This window comes from Nocardiopsis synnemataformans, from assembly GCF_965343085.1.
Taxonomy (GTDB): Bacteria; Actinomycetota; Actinomycetes; order Streptosporangiales; family Streptosporangiaceae; genus Nocardiopsis; species Nocardiopsis alborubida.
Map to the genome: position 1 here is coordinate 48,287 of NZ_CBDRFA010000017.1, position 20,385 is coordinate 68,671.

General features: G+C 73.6%; 14 protein-coding genes. 2 read left to right on the forward strand and 12 right to left on the reverse strand.

From position 1 onward, the window contains the following. Nucleotides 1-19 precede the first annotated feature (19 nt). Complete coding sequence (locus tag ACSIH6_RS12305; protein ID WP_435108386.1) at nt 20-952, forward strand: hypothetical protein; 933 nt, start codon at nt 20-22, stop codon at nt 950-952. Nucleotides 953-972: 20 nt separating this feature from the next. On the opposite strand, the gene ACSIH6_RS12310 is transcribed toward ACSIH6_RS12305, so the two are convergent. From ACSIH6_RS12310 to ACSIH6_RS12365, 12 genes are all read right to left on the reverse strand, one after another. Continuing rightward, on the reverse strand, nt 973-1,419 hold the full coding sequence (locus ACSIH6_RS12310) for a DUF6653 family protein (RefSeq protein ID WP_435108387.1): 447 nt from the start codon (nt 1,417-1,419) through the stop codon (nt 973-975). A gap of 173 nt (nt 1,420-1,592) precedes the next feature. Next, entirely contained in the window at nt 1,593-2,795 is a 1,203-nt protein-coding gene (locus tag ACSIH6_RS12315; RefSeq protein ID WP_435108443.1) for an AI-2E family transporter, read from the reverse strand. Nucleotides 2,796-3,133: 338 nt separating this feature from the next. Then, entirely contained in the window at nt 3,134-4,102 is a 969-nt protein-coding gene (locus ACSIH6_RS12320) for an NAD(P)-dependent alcohol dehydrogenase (RefSeq protein ID WP_435108388.1), read from the reverse strand. A 306-nt stretch (nt 4,103-4,408) separates the two neighbouring features. Continuing rightward, nucleotides 4,409-5,200 carry an SDR family NAD(P)-dependent oxidoreductase gene (locus ACSIH6_RS12325; protein ID WP_435108389.1) on the reverse strand — a complete coding sequence of 264 codons (792 nt, stop codon included), beginning with the start codon at nt 5,198-5,200 and terminating at the stop codon, nt 4,409-4,411. A gap of 132 nt (nt 5,201-5,332) precedes the next feature. Further along, nucleotides 5,333-9,979, reverse strand: coding sequence for a serine/threonine-protein kinase (locus ACSIH6_RS12330; protein WP_435108390.1), 4,647 nt, complete (start codon nt 9,977-9,979; stop codon nt 5,333-5,335). Between the two features lie 122 nt (nt 9,980-10,101). Continuing rightward, nucleotides 10,102-10,821: an ABC transporter ATP-binding protein gene (locus tag ACSIH6_RS12335; RefSeq protein ID WP_435108391.1), complete on the reverse strand. Its 720-nt coding sequence runs from the start codon at nt 10,819-10,821 to the stop codon at nt 10,102-10,104. A gap of 16 nt (nt 10,822-10,837) precedes the next feature. Then, entirely contained in the window at nt 10,838-12,907 is a 2,070-nt protein-coding gene (locus ACSIH6_RS12340; RefSeq protein ID WP_435108392.1) for a hypothetical protein, read from the reverse strand. Between the two features lie 73 nt (nt 12,908-12,980). Then, nucleotides 12,981-13,277 carry a lactococcin 972 family bacteriocin gene (locus tag ACSIH6_RS12345; protein ID WP_017564627.1) on the reverse strand — a complete coding sequence of 99 codons (297 nt, stop codon included), beginning with the start codon at nt 13,275-13,277 and terminating at the stop codon, nt 12,981-12,983. 391 nt (nt 13,278-13,668) lie between these two features. After that, nucleotides 13,669-14,571 carry a GntR family transcriptional regulator gene (locus ACSIH6_RS12350; RefSeq protein WP_435108393.1) on the reverse strand — a complete coding sequence of 301 codons (903 nt, stop codon included), beginning with the start codon at nt 14,569-14,571 and terminating at the stop codon, nt 13,669-13,671. A gap of 325 nt (nt 14,572-14,896) precedes the next feature. Beyond that, on the reverse strand, nt 14,897-15,925 hold the full coding sequence (pdxA, locus tag ACSIH6_RS12355) for a 4-hydroxythreonine-4-phosphate dehydrogenase PdxA (RefSeq protein ID WP_435108394.1): 1,029 nt from the start codon (nt 15,923-15,925) through the stop codon (nt 14,897-14,899). Then, entirely contained in the window at nt 15,922-17,121 is a 1,200-nt protein-coding gene (locus ACSIH6_RS12360) for a four-carbon acid sugar kinase family protein (protein ID WP_435108395.1), read from the reverse strand. The genes pdxA and ACSIH6_RS12360 overlap by 4 nt, the downstream gene beginning before the upstream one ends. After that, on the reverse strand, nt 17,118-18,161 hold the full coding sequence (locus ACSIH6_RS12365; protein WP_435108396.1) for a 2-keto-3-deoxygluconate permease: 1,044 nt from the start codon (nt 18,159-18,161) through the stop codon (nt 17,118-17,120). The genes ACSIH6_RS12360 and ACSIH6_RS12365 overlap by 4 nt, the downstream gene beginning before the upstream one ends. A gap of 772 nt (nt 18,162-18,933) precedes the next feature. Between ACSIH6_RS12365 and ACSIH6_RS12370 the strand changes: the two genes are divergently transcribed. Next, nucleotides 18,934-20,337 carry a family 2B encapsulin nanocompartment shell protein gene (locus tag ACSIH6_RS12370; protein ID WP_435108397.1) on the forward strand — a complete coding sequence of 468 codons (1,404 nt, stop codon included), beginning with the start codon at nt 18,934-18,936 and terminating at the stop codon, nt 20,335-20,337. The last annotated feature ends 48 nt before the right edge of the window (nt 20,338-20,385 follow it).

A 20,385-nucleotide genomic window follows, 5' to 3' on the forward strand; every position in this document is an offset into this window, starting at 1 on the left:
CATCAAACTCCCGGCCCCGATGGCGTACCTGGCCAACACCCGCAACGGCCGGTACGTGCTCGCATCCCGCGTCGCGTTCGCTCACCGGGGCTCTGAGTGGCGCGACCGCGTCGAGCAGAACCGGGCTGTTGCTTACCGTGTTCACCTGGACGTGGAGCGGGGGCGCTGGTACGTGACGGCGTCTTGGACCAGGCCCGTCGTCAAGACTCTTCCGTTGGAGGCTGCCCGCTCTCAGGGCGTGGTCGGTGTGGACACCAACGCCGATCACTTCGCCGCCTACCAGCTCGACATCGACGGCAACCCGGTCGGCGACCCGCAGCGCTTCTTCTACGACCTGTCCGGATCGGCCAACCACCGCGATGCCCAGATCCGGCACGCCATCAGCCAGTTGTTGCACTGGACCAAGAGCCGCGGTGTCAAAGCGGTCGGTATCGAGGACCTCGATTTCGCCGCGGAGAAGACTCGTGAGAAGCACGGCCGCAGGAAGCGGTTCCGGCAGCTCATCTCGGGCATCCCGACCGGCAAGCTCAAGGCCCGTCTGGTGTCGATGGCCGCCGAGCGGGGTCTGGTCATCGTGGCCGTTGACGCGGCGTACACGTCGATGTGGGGCGACCAGCACTGGCGTGAACCCCTCACCAGCAACAGACGCAAGATGACTCGCCATGACGCGGCCTCGGTCGCGATTGGCAGGCGCGCCCTTGGGCACTCGATCCGGCGACGGACGGCACCGCCCCACGACGACCGGAGTGATCGTCGTGGGCATCGGACCATCCAGGCCCGTCGTGGTGTGCGGGGGCGTGAGGGAAACCGCCCACTGGTCACGGAGCGTGCACAAGATGCGCGTGCCCGGGTCGGGGAACAGAGAACGCGGGATCCCAGCGCATCCAACACCGTTCGGGATGCGCGCAGGTCCGGGACGTGGCATCAGATGTCACTCCTGGACACTGCTTAGGAACGGTTGGAACCGACCCTCTACCTTCGGTCCGCCTGTTGGTGGCGGTCGTGGTAGCGGGCCATCTGCTCCCAGTAGACCATGGTCAGCGCCATCATGGTCGCCGTGGCGGCGGCCGTCGGCACGGCCTTCCGCCGGTGGGCGGACACGACGGCCACGCACCCGGCCAGGGAGACCACGACCTGCACCGCCATCGCGGCGTCGCGCGGGCGTTCGGTGATCCACCGCTCCTCGCCCAGGATGGCCCGAGTGGCCCAGTTGTCGTCGTCGGCGGGCTTGGGGAAGATCACGGGGTTGAGCGCCATCCACGCGCCGACCGCGACGGCATGTCGCCAGTCGCGCGTCCATACGGGCAGGAAGACCAAGGGTGTGGTGGCCCACCGGGTCCACGCGCTCCACGGGTTGGAGTGGCGGGCGAATCCGGCGCGGCGTGTCCGCGCGAAGGTGCTGGGGGAGGTGGCTGCCACGGGCGGTCTCCGATCCACGGGGGTCATGACGTCACGGACGCCGACCGGACTCATCGGCTTGTCGGCCCGAGCCTACGTCTGCCCGTGCGGGCGGATAATGAGTCCGCCGCCTTCGTCCGCCCGGGACCTCCTGCGCGGGCGGGGGACGGCGCAGTGCGTGGCGGGGCCGCCCCTCACGGCTCCTGCTGTTCGTCGTGCTTTTGCGGGCCGGGCCCGGTCTTCCGCTCGGCCCCGGCTCTGCCGTCCCCGTCCCCGTCGGACGCCGGGGACGGGGCCGAGGCCGCCGGCGCCGGGTCCGGTTTCTCTTCCTTCCCGTCCTCCTCGGCGTCGGAGAGCAGGGGGTGCTCGGCGACCTCGTAGCGCCGGATGTAGGTCCCCAGGAACGCCTGCATGCTCGCGCCCATCGGCAGCGCGAGCAGCGCGCCGGGCGCCCCCAGGATGGCCACGCCCGCAAGGACCGAGCCGAAGGCCACCGCGGGGTGCATGTCCAGGGTCTTGGCGGTGATGCGCGGCTGGAGCAGGTAGTTCTCGAACTGCTGGTAGACGACGATGAACACCAGCACCCACACGGCGGGCCAGAGGCCCTCCACCAGCGCCACGAGCACGGGGACGACCCCGCCGATGTAGGTGCCCACCGTGGGGATGAACTGCGAGAGCACACCCACCCACAGCGCCAGGGCGAACGCGAAGGGGATGTCCAGCGCCACCAGCACCACGTAGTGCGCGCCCGCGCAGACCAGGGCCAGCAGCGCCCGCGAGTAGAGGAAACCGCCCGTCTTGGTGATCGCGATCTCCCAGGCCCGCAGCACCTCACGCTGGGTGCGCGGCGGCAGGACCGAGCAGATCACGCGGCGGAAGCGCGGGCCGTCGGCGCACAGGTAGAAGGTGAAGAGCCCGATCGTCAGCGCGTTGAACAGCAGCGCCAGGACGGTCGTCCCGGCGCCCCAGACGTTGTTGGCGATGCCGGAGGCGTACTGCTCGACCAGCCCGCTGACGCTGGAGATCTCGTTGAGCAGGGTGGTGGGGGAGTAGGAGGTGTCGAACGTGGTGTTGACCCAGTCCAGCGCGGCGCGGACCATCGCGGGCACCTCGGAGACGAAGGCCAGGACCTGGCCGACCAGCATCGACCCGAGCAGGCTGAAGAACACCACGGTCAGCGCCAGTACCAGGAGCATCACCAGTCCGGTGGCGGGCCCGCGCGGCCAGCGGTGCCGGTGAAGCCAGTTGACCGCGGGCTCCAGCGCCAGCGCGAGGAACAGCGAGATCAGCAGCAGCATGAGGAGGCTCTGCAACCGGACGAACAGCCACAGGGCGAGACCGAACGCGGTGACCATCCACAGGGCCAGCAGCATGGCCCGGGGGAGCCAGCGCGGCATGCCGCCGCCGCGGTCGGGACGCGCGGACCCGGGTGGTCTGGTGCTCGTGTGCAAGCCGGTTCTTCCTCACTGTGTGCGGCCGCGGGACGGGACTCCCGCGGCGTGCCGGGACGATTCCAGCCCCACCGGACGATAGCGCCTCTCGGCCGCCCGACCGTCCCACCGCCACCGCCACCGCCATCGCCACCGCCACCGCCACCGCCACCGCCACCGCCACCGCCACACCGTCCCCGGTGACGTCCGGCGCCGCTGTGGTCCGGCGCTGACAGGGGGGAGCGTGCCGCCCGCCTTCGCGGGAGGCACGCTCCGGACGCCGGAACCGGTCGCGGCCGTTCGCCTCAGGCCTCCGGTTCGACCACGCGCACCACCACCTTGCCCCGGATCCCGCCGGCCTCCAGCGCCCGATGGGCCTCGGCGATCTCGGCCAGGGGCAGGATCCTGTCCACGACGGGGCGGATGGCTCCGGACTCGGTCAGGCGGGTCAGCTCGGCGAAGAGCTCGTGCCCGGGGTTGCCGCTGAACGCGCGGATGCGGCGCGGACCGAAGACGGCCGAGGCGACGATGTGGGAGAGCGACGCGAGCATGCGCTCCGTGTCGAAGGTGATGGTGACCATGCGCCCGTTCCCGGTCAGCCGCCCGCGGTAGGCGGGCATCCCGGTTCCCACCGTGTCCAGGACGACGTCGAACGGCGGCAGGTCGGCGGCACCGGTGCTGGCGTAGTCGAAGGCCTCGTCGGCGCCCAGCTCCCGCACGAAGTCGAGGTGCCTGGCCCCGGCCAGCGCGGTGACGTGGGCGCCGTAGGCCCGGCCGAGCTGGACGGCGACGCTGCCCACCCCGCCGCTCGCGCCCCGCACCAGCAACCGCTCGCCCGGGGCGAGGCGGGCCTTGTCCCGCAGCGCGGTGACGGCCGTCGTGCCGACTCCGGGCAGGGCCGCGGCCTCGACCAGGTCGGTACCGGCCGGTGCGAGGGACAGCTGCCGGGGCGCGACGGCCACGAACTCGGCCGCGCTGCCGAACGTCCGGGGCAGCCCGCCCCACACCCGGTCCCCCGGCGCGAACGCCGAGACGTCGGCCCCCGTCTCGACCACCTCGCCCGCGAAGTCGAGCCCGGTCCGCTTCGGAAAGCCCCTCTCGACCAGCCCCGTCACCAGGCGCACCCCGCCCGCACGGCCCAGCAGCTCGCCGCCGTTGACGCTGGCGGCGTGCACGCGCACCAGCACCTCCCCCGGGCCGGTGCCGGGCTTGGCGACCGTGCCCTCGTAGAGCACCTCCGGGCCGCCGTACCGGTCGTACAGCGCCGCGCGCATCTGACTCACTGTCGTGGTCCCCTTCGTCAGCCGCCGCACGTCGGGTCCGTGCGGGCTCCTCCTCGTGCACGCTACGCCGTAAACGGACGCCACCCTCCACTTATGGCCGATGTGAGAGACAGTGCCGCTGGTTCCTCTCGGATCGACCCTCCGAACTGGCACAAGTTCTGCTTCCCGGCCAGGGGTTTCGCGAAATCCGTTGGCCGACCGCCGACCGCCGACCGCCGACCGCCGACCGCGGGCCGTTCGGACGGGCGCCCGTGTCAGCGGATCCCGCGAGGCGCGGCGCGCCCCGAACCGCGCCGGTCAGCGCAGGTACGAGGCGCCGTTGACGTCCAGGACGGCGCCGGAGGACCACACGGCCTCGGGCGAGGCGAGGTAGCGCACGGCGGCGGCGACCTCCTCGGGTGCGGCCACGCGGCCGAAGGGGCTGTCGGCGCGCACCCGGTCGGTGAGGCGTTCGGCCACGCGCTCGGTGTCCACGAACCCGGGCGCCACGGAGGCGACGGCGATGCCGTGCGGGGCCAGGGCGACGGCCAGCGACTGACCCAGGGAGTGCAGGGCGGCCTTGCTCGCGCCGTAGGCCGGGTGGTCGGGCTCGCCCCGGTAGGCGCCCCGCGATCCGACGTTGACGATGCGGCCGCGCACCCCGTGGTCGATCATGTGCCGGGCGGCCAGGTAGCTGGTGTTGGCTGCGCCGAACACGTTCACGTCCATGGTGGCCCGCCATGCCCGCTGCCACTGCTCGTAGGAGGTCGTGGCGAGGGGGTGGGCGGTGTTGACCGCGGCGTTGTTGACCAGGACGTCGAGTCCGCCCAGATGGGTGGTCGCCCGCCCGACCAGGTCGGCGGCCGCGTCGGGATCGGCGATGTCGGCCCGGAGGAGGACGTGCCCCTCACCGGGGAGCCCGGCCAGGGTGGCCTCGGCCTCGGCGCGGCGGGTCGCGTAGTGCACGGCGACCCGGTCGCCCAGTTCCGCGAACGCGGTGGCCACGGCCCGGCCGATGCCCCGGGCGGCACCGGTGACCAGGACGGCGCGGCTCGCCCCGCCCTCCCGCGGGTCGCGGCGGCCTGGCTGGGAGAGGTCATCTGATGGCATGCAGGGCACTCTAATCCGTCGCCCGGCCGTGCCGAGGGTTCCGGCGCCGTGAGGCCGACGGCTCGTGGCCCCGGGCGCCACGGTCCGCGCGCGTCCCCCGTCTCCTCTCGGCGAACGCGCGCGGATCCGCCCTCACGCCAGGCCGCGCTCCCTCCAGGCCTGGGCGAACATCTCGTGCGGGGGCGCCACGGGCCACACCCCGGTGAGGGGCCCCTCGATCCGCTTGTCGATCCTGGCCCGTACCAGGTGGGAGGCGAGCTTGGCCGTCTCCAGGGGCAGGTGCGGGGCCCTGAGCTCGGTCCAGTCGCCGGGAACGAAGAGCGTCCGCCCGGCCCGTGAACGCCTGCCCTGCTCGACCGCGCCGGTTTCCAGGAGGCGGGCGGTGGTCCTCTTGTGGTGCGCGGGCGCCCAACCGTTCCACCGGCGCACGTTGCGGTCGGTGGGCCGGGACAGGGTGAGCAGTTGCAGGTACAGCGCCGCCGCGTCGGCGTCCACGTCCAGCTTGCCCGCGACCTCCTCCACCAGGTCCGGGACGCTCAGGCGCGGGTCGGCCTCGAAACCGCCCGCCGGGACCGGGGTGTCGCACGTCCGCGCGGCCATGCGGGCCAGTCCGCCGTACAGCGCCGCCGCCCTGCGGACCTCCAGGGCGGTGCCGTCCAGGCCCAGTCCGGCCAGTGCCTCCACCGTTCGCCCGACGGCATCGGGGTCGGACAGCTTCGCGGTCAGCAGCACGGGTGCGACCGGGTAGTCCTTCTTGGGCTCGTGGAGGGCGACAACGCCGTCGCTGTGCACCGGCCACGCACCGGAGCCGGGTTCGAGGGTGCCCTCCGACCCGACCCGGACGGGGACGGCCTCGGGCCGCTCCGCCCACGCACGGACCGCCGGGGCGGGCACGACGGAGGACAACGGAACGTACGACCCGGGGTGGTGCAGCCCCGCCGAGAGGCGTGCGTGCAGCTGCGTCGCTCCCGCGGCGGCGGGATGGCCCACCGGCAGCTGGAGCGCGGCCCAGGAGAGCACGGTGGCCGGGTCGCGGAAGGGCAGGGCGTGGGCGCCGACACCGTTGACCCTCTCCCCGGTGTCCCCGAAGCGGACCTCCAGGCTTCCCCAGGCGTTCTGGACCAGGTGGCGGGGCTGGTCGACGGCGGCGTGGCCGTCCCCGGAGGGGGCGGCGAGCAGGCCGGTCCAGAAGGGGGCCATGGCCAGGTCCGCCGCGAACAGGTCCGGCACCTCGGCCTCGGCCTTCGCGGCGGCCAGTTCGGCCCTGGTCGGCTGGGCCCCGAGGATCTCGACCCACACCCGGGCCATGCGCTCGGCCGCGGCGACGGTGCCGCCGGGCTCCCACAGGTCGGCCGGGTCGTCGGGCACGGCCGCCAGGAACATCCCGCGGCGTTCCGCGGTGCTCAGCCTCGCGCCCGTCCTCTGGTACTCCGCGCGGGCGCCCTTCTCCGGTGCGGCTCTGGGTCGGCCGAACTCCCCGGACAGGACGAACCCGGCGGTGGCCTTCGCGACCCGTGTGGTCGCGCGGAAGGCCGCGACCGCCTCGGGGCCGAACACCACGGGGCCCCGCTGGTCGAGGAGTTCCAGGAAGCGGCGCAGCCGCGCGGCCTCGTCGCGTTCGGTCCGCACCGGGGCCTGCTCCTCGGCTCCCTCCGGCACTGGGGCCGACTCCGCGCGCACGTAGACATAGCGCCGGTCCGGCAGGTAGCGGCCCGACCAGTGCCGCGCGTTCCTGCCGTGCCTGCGCAGCAGGGGGGAGGGCGGTTCGACGATGACGGCCCGTCCGGCGGCCAGTAGGGGCGCGAGCGAGGCACCGGTGGCCAGGCCACGCACCCACGCCGTCCCCCGTTCGGCGAAGGGCTGCTCGGCCCAGACGCGCAGCAGCGCCACCAGGGCCCCGTGCTCGCGGGGGTTCGCGCCGCCGGTGGCCAGGCGCCACAGGACCGCGTCGGTGCGGCCGAGCAGGGAGTCCCAGCGCGCGGGTGCCCCGGGCGGGCTCAGTCTCCGGGTGTGTTCGTCGGTGCGGCCGCGCAGCCGCGCGCCGTCGGCGGTCAGGGCGGTGACCGTGGCCGCGAGGTCACGGGAGGAGGAGTGGAACGCCGTCTCCGGGGAGTCGAACAGTCCCGCCAGCGCCTTCTCCAGGTCCGCGTCGGTGGCCTCGGCGACGGGACCCAGCAGCGTGTCGGCGCGCACGAGCGCGGTGCGCCGGGACATCTCCTCGCGGCGCAGGCGGAGTTCGGCGGCCCACAGCACGGCCCACACCACACCGCCCGTGCCGTCGACCAGTGCCTCGTCGGTGATCTCGGGCAGCAGGCGGGACAGGGCCTCGCGCACGGCGGCCGCACGGGCGGGCGAGTTCCGGACCGAGGAGGCGAGCAGGGCCTCGGGGGACGAGGGGGCCTCGGCGCCGGGTGCGTGCAGGGCCGCCTCGATGAGCTGCCGTGCGGTGGCGTCGTCCACCCCGCGCAGGGCACGGGAGGCGGCCGGGTCGCGCGGGGACAGGAAGTGCCAGAAGGCGGGCGGCGGCACCAGGGGGAGCAGGCCGTTGTGCTCGTGGTTCCCCAGCCGGGCCTTCGGGTAGGCCCAGGTCTCCCAGAGCAGGGAGTGGTCGTTGGCGTCTCGGCACTGGATCACCGTGTGGCCCGCCTTCCAGCGGTAGGCCAGCAGCCCTTCGGTGGTGCCGCCGGGCATGCGCAGCACACCCCAGTACGTGAGGTCGAGGGGCGGGGGGAACGGCGCGCGCCGTCCGTCCGTGCCCTCCAGCGCCCGCTGGGCTTGCAGGTCCCCCTCCGCGCCGGGGCCGGTCCAGACGACGCGGAAGCCCGCGAGCCCGTCCGCCGAACCCAGCGGGGAGCCGTTCACCCCCTCCGGCAGGCCGACCAGGTGCAGGCGTGCGTCCAGATAGTCGGCGTAACCGAGCCGGGGATCCGGGGTGAGGAAGTCAGGGCACGTGAGACTTCCCCTGACGCCGGTGGCCGGGTCCACCTCGGGAAAACCCCTGTCGCCCTTGTGGGTGTTCGACCAGACGCGTGTGCCGTCGGTCAGGTGGTCGTCGACCTGTGTGACGCCTCTGCGGTCTCCGGGGCGCAGGACGCCGCCCTGGTCGTAGCGGCCCCCGTCCGGAGAGGCCAGGACGAGGCCGAGATCGTAGCAGTGCGCGGTGCCGTAGCTGAAGAGGGCCGGGGAGGAGCCGGTGTCGAACACGTCCTCGGGCGCCGAACACCAGAACGCCCGCTGCGGCTGGTGGCCGTCGTTCCTCTCCCCGTGGGTCCAGGCGACCTGGAAGTCCCCGCCCACGAAGTGCACGGTGTGCTCGTCGGCGTCCTCGGGCAGGGTGAAGGAGCAGGACCCGCGTCGGCCCCGGTGGTCCACGGCCACCGCCGCGTCCCTGCCGTAGACGGTCAGCGCCGGCCACGTGGAGGTCATGCCCCTGACGCCGCCGTCGCGGGCGCCGATCTCGGCCACGGCCTCCTCGAAGGCCCGCCACCCGTACTCGCCGGGCACCCCGAACCGGAGCGTGCGGGCGAGCGGTGCGGCCAGGTCGAGTCCGTCCAGGATCTCCTCGACCTCGTCCAGGTTCCGCATGACCGCGTGGGAGAGGCAGGCGTCGAGTTCGGTGAGTCCCCTGCCCGCCTCCTCCAGCAGGCCGCCCCGCACCCGTTCGACCTCGGCGTTCATCTGCTCCAGGAACCGCGGGTGCGGCCTTGCCCCGGTTTCGGAGCGCCGGGGCTCCCGGGCGGGACGCCTGACCCCCGCGGGCAGGTCCACCTCGATGCCGTGGGACTCACAGGCCTCCACGAGTTCACCGTCCACGCGGCCGTGCCGGTAACGGCCCTCGTAGAGGCGCACGGGAGCCTTCTCCTCGCGGACGCGCGGGGCGATGCGCGACAGCAGCGCGTACAGCTCCGCGGGCATCCGCTGCTTGGTCACGCCCTGGCCCACCCACCGGTAGCCGTACATGAAGAAGTAGCGCGACAGCCAGGCGCCGTAGCCGCCCTCGGGGCGCAGGCGCCCCCGGGCCATGTCCTCGGTGACGCCGGTGGTCTCCAGCAGACGCAGCCACGGGGAGCCGTCGGTGACCGAGGCGGGGAAGAGGACGGCCAGGCCAGACCGGTCCTCCTCGGACGGCGGTGCCTTGGCGAAGAGCCGGTCCGCCGCCTCCAGCACGCTCACCGGGACGTCGCGCCCCCCGGCGGCCGCCAGCACCCGGCCCAGGGCACGCGCCTCCTCGGCCGTCCCCAGTCCCGCGGCGCTGGCCGAGGCGCGCAACCGGGAGGGCAGCCCGGCGGGGATCGGCGTGGGACCGGCCGTCCAGGAGTCCAGGAAGCGCAGGAACTCCCGGTGCGCCTCCCGCGGGGGCAGGAGTTCGGCGAGCCTGGCACGGTGGGGGCCGAACTCCTTGGCGGGGAGGGCGCCGTACCGGGCGAAGAGCAGGGCGTTCTCCACCGTGTGGCGGAGATCGACGGGGAGCGCGTGCGTGGTCTCCGCCTCGCGCGCCCGGGTGTAGGCCGACCCCGCGCGCTTCTTGTCGGGCCCGGCCAGGCGGTGGCCGACCGTGTCCCAGAACCAGGGCAGGTACGTCTCGGGGAGCGCGGAGGAGGCGAAGAGGTCCGCCAGGTCGGACATGAGCCGTCCTCGGGCGCGGTGGCGGAGGGCCAGCCGTGCCCCGACCGCGTCGAGCAGTTCGAGGGCCTGCTGTCGGCGGCCGGGGTCCTGGGCCTGGGCCCGGTCCAGCAGGAGCGTCGAGGCGGAGGGGTCCGATGGGAGGGAGAGGGGCATGCGCAGCAGTATTCCAGCGGTCGCGGACAGCCCGGTTCCCTGGGATGGAACCGCTTCCGGCGGAGCACCGGACTCCCCGCCGTTACCGGTCGCTGGAACTCCCACCGCCTCCGGATCCGCCGTTACCGGTCGCCGGAACCCCCGCCGCTCGGGCTCCCGGTCCGGTGGGCGGATGACGGCCCCGTCCCCGGACCTTCGCCGCTACCGGCCGCCGGTCGTGTCCGCCGCGCGCCCACGTCGAAGGCGTCGTCGCACGCGTCCCGGACGGCGTCGTTGTGCGTGGCGACCACCACCGCGCAGCCCTCCCGGCTCATCTGGCGCAGCACCTCCACGACCATCGCGCCGTTGTCGTGGTCCAGCGCGCCGGTGGGCTCGTCGGCCAGCACCAGGGAGGGCTGCTTGACCAGCAGGCGGGCCAGGGCCACGCGCTGCTGCTCGCCGCCGGATAACCGGTGCACCTTCTCCCGCTCGCGTCCCGCCAGGCCGACCCGCTCCAGCGCCGCGGCGTGGCGCGACCTGGTGCCGTACCGCTTGACGATGTCGAGGTTGGCCTGGACGGTGGCGCTCTCGACCAGGGCGTAGTTCTGGAACAGGTAGCCGAGCTTGTCGCCGCGGAAGCGCCGCTGCCCGCCCGGGCCCAGGCGGGTGACGTCGGTGCCCTCGAAGAGGATCCGTCCCGCGCTGGGCCTCTCCAGCAGCCCCATGCAGTTGAGCAGGGTGGTCTTGCCCGACCCGCTGGCGCCGACCAGGGCCAGCATCCGCCCGGCCTCCACGGTCAGGTCCAGGTCCTGCCACAGCACGCGCGGCCCGAAGGACTTGGTGAGCTTCTCGACGGTGATCATGGTGTTTCCCGGGTGTTCAGGCCCGCGAGGAGCCTTCGCGGACGATACGGCGGTGGAAGAAGGCGAGCGCGCCCAGGGTCAGGGCGAGTCCGGTCGCCGCGATGGCCACGGCGTAGAGGGGTTCGAGGCCGGTGGTCGGCACCAGTTCGGGCGGCAGCGTCCTGCCGGGGTCGCGCAGCGCCCGCAACGTGGTGAGCGAGTCCCACGCGGCCCAGCCCGCGAAGCCCAGCGAGATCCCCGCCTCGAAGGCCAGGAACCGCCGGTGCGTGGCGAGGAAGCCCCACCCGCTGATGTGCCGGGCGAAGACGGTCTGGGCCCGGGTGCGCGCGTGGATGACGCACGAGGCGATACCGGTCAGCAGCAGCAGGGCGGTACCGGCGACCAGGTTGAACACCTCGATCCGCAGCAGGGCCAGGTCGGCGGCGTAGGCCCCGGCCGCCTTGTTCAGGATCGGCTGGACCGCGTTGACGTACTCGGCCATCCGCGGGTCGGCCTCCCGTGCCCGCTCCACCACGCCCGGATCGGGGAACAGCACGGCCTCGTGGGTCATGTAGGTGACGTAGGCGCTGTCGGAGAGCACGGCGCCGTTGGGCAGGGCGATGACCACCGGGTCGCGCAGGAAGGGGAGTTCCCGCTGGGCGAAGGGGGCGCTCGACCCGTAGGTGAACACCGTCTGGCCGTCGGCCGCGGGCAGGACCTCGACGCTGGCCCCGGACTCCTCGCCGCCGTTCTGGAGGCGCAGCCAGTCCGGCATCGCCCGTTCGACGTCCTCGCGGTGGGAGGCGTGCGCCTGCGGGAGCAGGACCCGGACCTGCTCCTCGGAGGCGGCGGGGCCGTAGCGCTCGCCCGAGGGGGACACGACCTCCTGCTCCGTGAGGTAGGTGTCGTTGACCACGAGCACGTCGAAGTCGGGACGCCCGGACCCGACCGGCACGACGGACTCGGGCGCGTGCTGGTCGGCGATGACGACCTGGCCCTCCCGGTCGGCCCGGCGCAGCCAGGGGCCGAGGAGGGAGTTGGCGGTCTCGGGGTCCTCCATGCCGACGCTGCCGTTGAGGGTGATGTGCGAGGTCTGGCCGGTCTGGGCGAAGGTCTCCAGCGAGGCCCGCTGCTCCCGCGTGGTCTGCGCCAGGTGGACGACCGACCCCAGGACGGTGAGCACCAGGAGCAGGACGGGCACGCGCACCAGGTAGGCGCCCGCCTGGGTGGTGCGGACGGGGATGCGGCCCTTGAGCGCGGGCAGGATCGCGGTGGTGTGCACCAGCCCGAGCACCGCGGCGTGCACGGCCAGGGCCACGGCGGCGAGGATCCCCGCGAACACCAGGGCGATCAGGGCGAAGAAGCCGAGCTGGTTCCAGCCGTTGTAGAGGCCGAGGCAGACCAGGGTGACCAGGGCGACGGCGGGCAGGGCCGCGCCCCACAGCCGGGCGACCTGGCCCAGGTCGCGCAGCAGGATCCGCCCGTAGGAGCGCCCCAGCAGCCGCTGGACGGCGTAGTCCCGGGAACCGAGCAGTACCCCCGCGCTGATCGCGGTGACACCCACCAGCAGCGCCAGGGCCAGGACGTTGAACAGCGGGCCGCCGAGGAAGGACTGCCACAGCCGGGCCTGGCTGCCGCCCACGTCCGAGCTCAGGCCGTGCTCGGCGAGCGCGTCGGTGAGCACCCGCGCGTTCTCGGGCGGCCCGAAGACCAGGTAGTAGCCGCGCGGGCTGCGTTCGGCGAGCGCGTCGACGGGGTGGACGCGCAGTTCCGTGGCGGGGTTGAAGGACGGGTATCCCTCGGTGAGCCAGTCGGCGTACCGGGAGTCGGGGTCGCCGACGGCCAGGTACAGGTGCGACAGCGACTCGGGGGTGCGCACGTCCGGGGCGGTGAAGCCGATGGCGACGCCCTGCTCGACGGCGACGCGTTCGACGGTCTGCGCGACCCGCCCGCTGTCGGAGGTGCCGTCGTCCTCGACGATCCACACCACCGCCGAGTGCTGCGCCGTGGGGATCGTCAGCTCCCACGTGGCCAGCAGCAGCGCGGCGATGAGCGCGGCGAGCAGCAGGAACGCGGTGTGGGCGAAGGCGATGGTCCGGTTGGGCATGGTCTCCTGGCGCGGTCGCGGACACGGGGGCGACCCGCCGACGGGGGCACGTCAGCGGGTCTGTCGCGGTCGGCTACCCGCAGTGCCTCCAGTAGCTCTCGTTGTTGTACAGGGCGCGGGGAGCCGACGCCCGGGAGGTGTACCCCGGCAGGTACGCCGCGGACGTGACGGTGTACCTGCCCACCGCCGTGGAGCCGTGGCAGCGCGACCCGTGGAAGTAGTCGGAGTACACGACCGAGGAGGTGAGTCCGTGGTACCACGTCCCGCCGCCGACGTAGCTGACGGCGGCCGCGGCGACGCCCGCGGTTCCGGCGGTGAGCCCGGCGGCTATCGCCAGGGTCGCCGCCGCCCGCTTGAGGGTGTGGGGCATGGTGTTTTCCTCTCCTGGCCTCCGCTGGAGTTCTCGGGGAGGGCCTTCGCGATTCGCTGTGGGGGGTGTCGTCTCGTGGGGGCAGGGGCAACTGTCGTGCCCGCGCGTCAGGTCGCGGGCGGTGCCCCGGAGGTGGCGGGGGAGGGGCCGCGGCCGCCGGGGTGGGGGACCCCGTCGTCCCCGGTTCCTCCCGCCGCCCGGAGCACAGGAGGGGGAGATACCCCGCTCTGGTACGGCTGAAAGCCCGCTGACCGGTTGCGGACAGGCCCGCCCCCGCCACCTGCTGGTTCCGTGCCCAGGCCGCCCGCATGTCCGAAAGGCGGCGTGCGCACGACGGACGGCTCTTGTACGGCCTCACCCGTTCGGGTAGGTGCGGGGGTTCCTCGGGCGCTCAGTCCGCGTCGCGCAGGCGGGCCAGCTCGGCGCGCAGCTCCTCGGCCAGCCGCACGGCGCGGTCCAGCCGCGGTTCGCGGGCCGCGTCGACCGGGGCCTCGCCGACCGGGGCCTCGGGCCGGGAGGCGGTCAGCGACGGGCCCGGGGCGATGCGTACCTGGTCGGCGGCGCCCTCGGCCTCGATGTCGAAGACCACCCGGTCGGAGCGGTGCCAGCTCTCGAACCACTCCAGGGGCGCCCCCCGCTGGTCGAAGGTGCCGCCCTCCAGCAGCAGCAGCGGCGCGTCGGCGGCCACGCCCAGCTCCCGGGCGATGCGCGGGTCGGCGGGCACGGCGCGGATCTGCCTGCGCCCGCTCGTGGGCACCGCCGCGAAGCGCTCCTCCATCAACCGGTGCAGGGAGGCGTCGCGCAGCATCGCGGCGTCCAGGGCGGCGAAGCGCTCGGCGGGCAGCCAGGTGCGCACGTAGGACAGGGGGTCGCCCTCCAGGGAGCGCATCCGCTCCAGGCGCAGCAGCTCGCGCGTGCCCAGGTGGCGCGTCGCGGAGGGCACGCCCGAACGGGTGGCCTCCAGGGACAGCACGGCGGTAGACAGGCGCAGGCCGTCGGCGGAGAACTGGTCGAACAGCCCGGTCACGCGCTGCACGAACCGGTGGTGCTCGGTGGGCACGGCCGCGACCGCCGCGCGCCCCCGCGTGCGGCGGACCGCTCCCTCGTCCTCCAGCGTGGCCAGCGCCTGGCGCACGACGCTTCGGGAGACCCCGAACCGCTCGCGCAGGGACGCCTCGCTGGGCAGGGTGTCGCCGGGGGCGATCGAGCGGTCGCGGATCTCCGCGCGCAGCACTCCGGCGATCTGCGCGTGCAGCGGTCGGGGGTCGGTGCGGTCCACGGGCATGCGCAACATTCTAGGGTCGTCCCTGCTCCCGGGTCGGCCGCCCTGGGGCGGGGGAGCCTCGTGTGACGGGTCCTCGTCCGGCCGCCGGACCGCGAGGCGGACGCGCTGACCGGGGCGGGAAGTGCCGTGCGACGGGCCCGCCTCTGGTGGGCGCCCCGCAGGACGGGCGGGGCGCCCGCGACAGGCGGGCCGGTCGGGGGAACGCGGTGGTGCGAGGGACGTGGCCCCTGTTCCCCGCGGGAGGCCGGTCGGTCTCGAAGCCCCCGTGGTGCGCGGGCGTCCCCGCCACCACGGGGATCGGGGGTGCGCGCACGGGCGCGCACACCCCGTCCGGCTACCCCTCGGTGCGGGTGGCCTGCCAGACGTGGCCCCAGCCGGGGGCCAGCTCGGCCGCGCGGCGGATCGCCAGGACGAGGCTGGCCTCGCGGGCGATGCCCCGGCCCGCGATGTCGAAGGCCGTGCCGTGGTCGACCGAGACGCGCACCACCGGCAGGCCCGCGGTGATGTTGACCCCGTCGTCGCCGTAGACCGCCTTGAAGGGCGCGTGTCCCTGGTCGTGGTAGCAGACCGCGACCAGCTTCCACTTGCCCTTGACCGCCGCCGGGATCAGGGCGTCGGCCGGGAGCGGGCCGTGGGCGTTGATGCCCTCCTCGCGGGCGCGGGCGATCGCGGGGGCCAGGACGTCGGCGTCCTCGTCGCCGAACAGGCGGTTCTCACCCGCGTGCGGGTTCAGGCCCGCCACCCCGATGGGCTCGTCCGGGCTGCCCTGGGCGCGGGCGAAGGCGCTCATCAGGCGCAGCACCTGGAGGGTCCGCTCCTGGGTGACGCCCTCGATGGCCTGGCGCAGCGACACGTGCGTCGTCAGGTGGAAGAAGGACAGCTCGTCCGCCGACAGCACCAGGCTGTAGTCCTTCACTCCGAACTCGTGCGCGAGCAGCTCGGTGTGCCCGGGCCAGGCGTGGCCGCCCAGGTGCATCGCGGCCTTGTTCAGCGGCGGGGTGACGATGCCCTCCACCAGGCCGCGCTTGGCCAGGTCCACGGCGGCGATGACGAACCGTGCCGACCCGTCGCCCGCCTCCGCGCTCAGCTCGCCCGGGGGGACGTGGCCCAGCGAGGGGCCGGTCTGCACGATGTCGATCACGCCGGGCTCGTCGGCGGCCTCGGCCGGGGAGGCGACGGTGTTGACCGCCTCCGGGTCCCCGCCGACCGCGGTGACGGCGCCCCGCAGCGCGTCGGCGTCACCGACCACGACGGGCCTGGCGTACTCGCGGACCTCGGGGTGGTGCAGCAGCGCCTTGGCCGTGATCTCGGGGCCGATCCCCGCCACGTCGCCGAGGGTGACTGCCAGTGTGGGACGGCTCATTCGTTCCTGCCTTTCGGGTGGCGGACCGCCTCGGCGGCCTCCAGTAGTGCGCTGGGGGATCCGAATCCCCCGGCCTTGGTGACGATGGCGCGGCCGTGCCGGGGCCCGCCGGACAGCGTGCCGATCGGGATGCCGGGCGCGACCTCGCCGGTCAGGGCGATGGCGCGGGCCTCCAGCGCCCGGGTCAGGGCGCGGGCCCCGTCGCCGCCGGTGACGACGAACCCGGACAGCTCGTGCCGCCCGGCCAGGGCGGCGGCGAACTCGCCCATGCGGCGGGCCACGGCGGCGGGGTCGAGCTCCCCGTCGCGGTCCTCGGGCGCCACCAGCGCCGTGTGTGCCGTCGAGGGGTCGAAGCGCTCCAGTGCCTCGCGGGTCCAGGAGCGCCACGCCTCGTCGTCGGCGAGGTCGCCCGGCGCGGGCTGCTCGATACGGGTGCGCGGGTCGGCCACCAGCTCCTCCACCTGGCCGCGCGCGGTCTGGTGCAGCGAGGTGACGACCACGAGCGCGGGCGCCGGGGCCTCCCGCGCGGCCCAGGAGCGGGCCAGTCGGGAGGCGAGTCCGGCCGAGCCGACGGGCACGGCGTCCGGGCCCAGGGCGGTGACGGCCGCCGCCAGGCGGTCCAGGTCCTCCTCGGTTTCGGCGTCCACGACCGCGACCGGGCCGCTGGCGCGCAGCAGCTCGGCGTCGGCGCGGGCGTCCCGGCCGGTGAGCCGGACGTGCTCGGCGCCCAGCAGGACCGCGATCCGGCTCTCGGTCACCGGGGTCACCGGGTCGCGGCCGACCGCGGTGCGGTGCACCTCGACCCCGTCGACCAGGAGCACCCCGTCGCGGACCGTGCGCCCCGTGGCCGGGAAGGCCGGGCAGACCACGGCGACCGCGCCGGGCGACCAGGCCGGGAGCGTCGCGTCGATCTCCGCGCGGATGGGACCGCGCAGGGTGGAGTCGACCTTCTTGTACAGGCGGGCCGCACCCGCTTCGCGCAGGCGCCGGACGGCCTCGGCGGCGGCCCGGGCCGCCTGCTCGGCGGGCAGCGCCCGCGAGTCGGTGCTGACCGCCACCACCTCGGCGGTGGAGGGGGCGGGGGAGAGCTGGAGCTCGGTGCTCCACCCCGCGCGCAGGAACTGCACCGCGGTGTCGCCCGCGCCGGTCAGGTCGTCGGCGACCACGGCCACGCGTGGCTCCGCGGGTGTGCTCACGGGTTCTCCTCCTTGGCCTCGACGGACGCGGCCGACGCGGTGGCGCGGGCCTGCTCCTCCTTCTCCGCCTCGGCGGGAGAGGCCCCGGCCCGGCGCAGGACCCAGGTGGTCACCAGCGGGGCCAGCAGGGCGGTGACCAGGACGCTCGCGGCGACCTGGGATGTCGCGGTGCCCACGTAGGCGGCGAACGACGGGTCGGCCGCGGCGACGATGGCCGGGGTGGCCACGGCGTTGCCGGAGGTGGTACCGGCGGCGAAGCCGACGCCGGACTCCTTGCCGCGCCGCAGCAGGAACCTGTAGCCGAGGTAGACGAACCCGCCGGTGACCAGGGTGATGACCACGCCCATCAGGACGCCGGTCAGTCCGCCCCGGGCCACGTCGGCCAGGTTGATCCCCGTGCCGAGGGCGAAGGCGAAGAACGGGATGACGATGGCGGGCACGGGCCTGAGCACCTCGCGCCACTGCGCGTCCACGTTGCCCACGACCACGCCGAGCACGAACGGGATGATCGCGGCGAGCAGGGTCGTCAGCGGGATCTGGCCCAGCCCCGAGGCCCCGATGAACAGCAGGGCGAAGAAGGGACCGTCGTTGACCGCTCCGGCGATGTAGGCGCCGCGGTCGCGGGCGCGTCCGTACTGGCCGGTGATGGCCAGCCACAGCCCGCCGTTGGCGTTGGTGGCGGCGGCGATCATCGCCAGGATCGACACGCCCAGGACGCCTTCGGGGCCGGTGGCCACGGCGAGCGCGATGATCAGCAGGCCGGGGATGACGCTCTTGCCCAGGAGCACGACACCGGTGGTGGCCAGGACGGGTCCGCTCGTGCGGAGCGTGACCTGGGTTCCGGTGGCGAAGATCAGCAGGGCGATCAGGGGCATCGCGCTGTCCTTGAACAGCGCGGTGGTGAAGCTGCCGATGTCCAGCGCCCCGGGGGCGAAGGTTCCGATGACCGAACCCAGGACCAGGGGGATCAGCATCGCCCCGCCGGGGATCTTGTTCATCCAGTGGTAGAGGGGCACCAGGGACCCGTGGTCGTCGCGCATAAGTATCCGTTCGCAGGGGTGGCCCGGCGGGCGGCCCGTGGAGGTCGGAGGCCGGTACACATGTTGTCCGTACAGAGTGTACGTACAAGTTGGGATGATGTCAGATCCGGGCACACGAATTCACATCGGGGCTTCGGCGGGCCCGGGGTGCGGGGGTGCTGCGGGGGCGCCGCGGAGGCGGTGCGGGGGCCTCTCGCGGGGTCGCGCGACCGGGCCGGTGTGATCCGTGCCACGTGCGAACCGGGGGTCTCTCGCGGGGTCGCTCCGGAGTCGCGGCGCGGGCGTGGCATCGGCTGGCCGTAATTCCTCTCGTTGGTGACCGGGAAACGGCGTACCCGGTCTTTCCTCATGGGGAATTCGCATCATGAAATGTCCCGAATTCGTGGTTTCTGTTCGTAGTTCGATTCGCACTCGCGTGTGAGGGCTGTGCAGGATTTTGTGATCATATGCCTTGTTCGTGGGCTTGTGGTGTGGCCGTGAAGTGCCTTTCGGTGGGGTGTTCGCTCCCGGGTCAGCGGAAGCAGAGCGGATATGGGACAGGGATCCCTCCGGTGTCGCCGAGAAAAATTCTGATTTCCTTGCGAAGCCCGAATGGTCGCTCCTAGGGTGATCAGCGGTTTACGGAGAAAGACTGGCCCGTGCGTCAACCGCCCAGGTCACGCCACGTATCCGAGTACGCGCAACCCTTTCCCTACCCGCACCCGTCCCGCGGGGCCACCTCCCCCGGCCCGGCGGGACGGGCGCGCTACCACCATGAGGAGAGACACGGCGGATGTCGATCGACTCGGCTCCTGAGGTACGGAGCAGCAAGCAGCAGAGCCTGGGGACCGCGGCCGCGCGGAACCTGGCGACCACCACCAAGTCCACGCCGCAGATGCAGGGGATCAGCTCCCGGTGGCTGACCCGGATGCTCCCGTGGGTGCACACCGACGGCGGCGCCTACCGGGTCAACCGGCGGCTGACCTACACCGTCGGCGACGGGCGGATCGAGTTCGAGCAGACCGGCGCCCAGGTCCGGGTCATCCCCCACGAACTCGGCGAGCTCGCCCTGCTGCGCGGCTTCGACGACGAGGAGGTGCTGGCGGCCCTGGCCAACCGCTTCGTCCAGCGCGACTTCGAGTCCGGCCAGGTCCTGGTGGAGGAGGGCTCAGCGGTCGACAGCCTGTACCTGCTGGCGCACGGACGCCTGCACAGGACCGGTACCGGTCCTTACGGCGAGGTGGTCCGGCTGGGCGTGCTGGCCGACGGCGACCGGTTCGGCGACCAGCACCTGCTCGGCACCGAACCGGTGTGGGAGTTCACCGTCAAGGCCGCGACGTCGGGCACGCTGCTGGAGCTGCCCCGGCGCGAGTTCATCGCGATCCTGGACGACTCGCCCGCCCTCCAGGCCCACGTCCAGCAGTACCTGTCCCTGCCCGGTGAGCGGCAGAACAAGCACGGCGAGGCCGAGATCGCCCTGTCCTCGGGCCACATCGGCGAGGCCGAGCTGCCCAGCACCTTCGTCGACTACGAGCTCAGGCCGCGCGAGTACGAGCTGAGCGTGGCCCAGACCGTACTGCGGGTCCACAGCCGGGTCGCCGACCTCTACAACAAGCCGATGAACCAGACCGAGCAGCAGCTGCGGCTGACCATCCAGGCCCTGCGCGAGCGCCAGGAGCACGAGCTGGTCAACAACCGCGAGTTCGGCCTGCTCCACAACGCCGAGTTCAAGCAGCGCATCCAGACCCACTCGGGGCCGCCCACCCCCGACGACCTGGACGACCTGCTGAGCATGCGCCGCAACACCCAGTACATGTTCGCCCACCCCCGCGCCATCGCCGCCTTCGGCAAGGAGTGCAACAGCCGGGGGCTCAACATCGGCACGGTCGAGGTCAACGGCCACCAGCTGCCCGCCTGGCGCGGCGTGCCGCTCCTGCCCTGCGGCAAGATCCCGGTCACCGAGCGCCAGACCTCGTCGATCATCGCGGTCCGCACCGGCGAGGACAACGAGGGCGTCATCGGCCTCTACCAGACCGGCCTGCCCGACGAGGTCGAGCCCGGCCTCAACGCGCGCTTCATGGGCATCGACGACAAGGCCGTCATCTCCTACCTCGTCAGCACCTACTACTCCGCCGCGGTGCTCGTCCCCGACGCCATCGGGGTCCTGGAGAACGCCGAGGTCCACCCGCGTGGCTGAGTACCCGACACCGTCAGGGAAGGAGGTCTAGACGGTGCCATCGCTGCC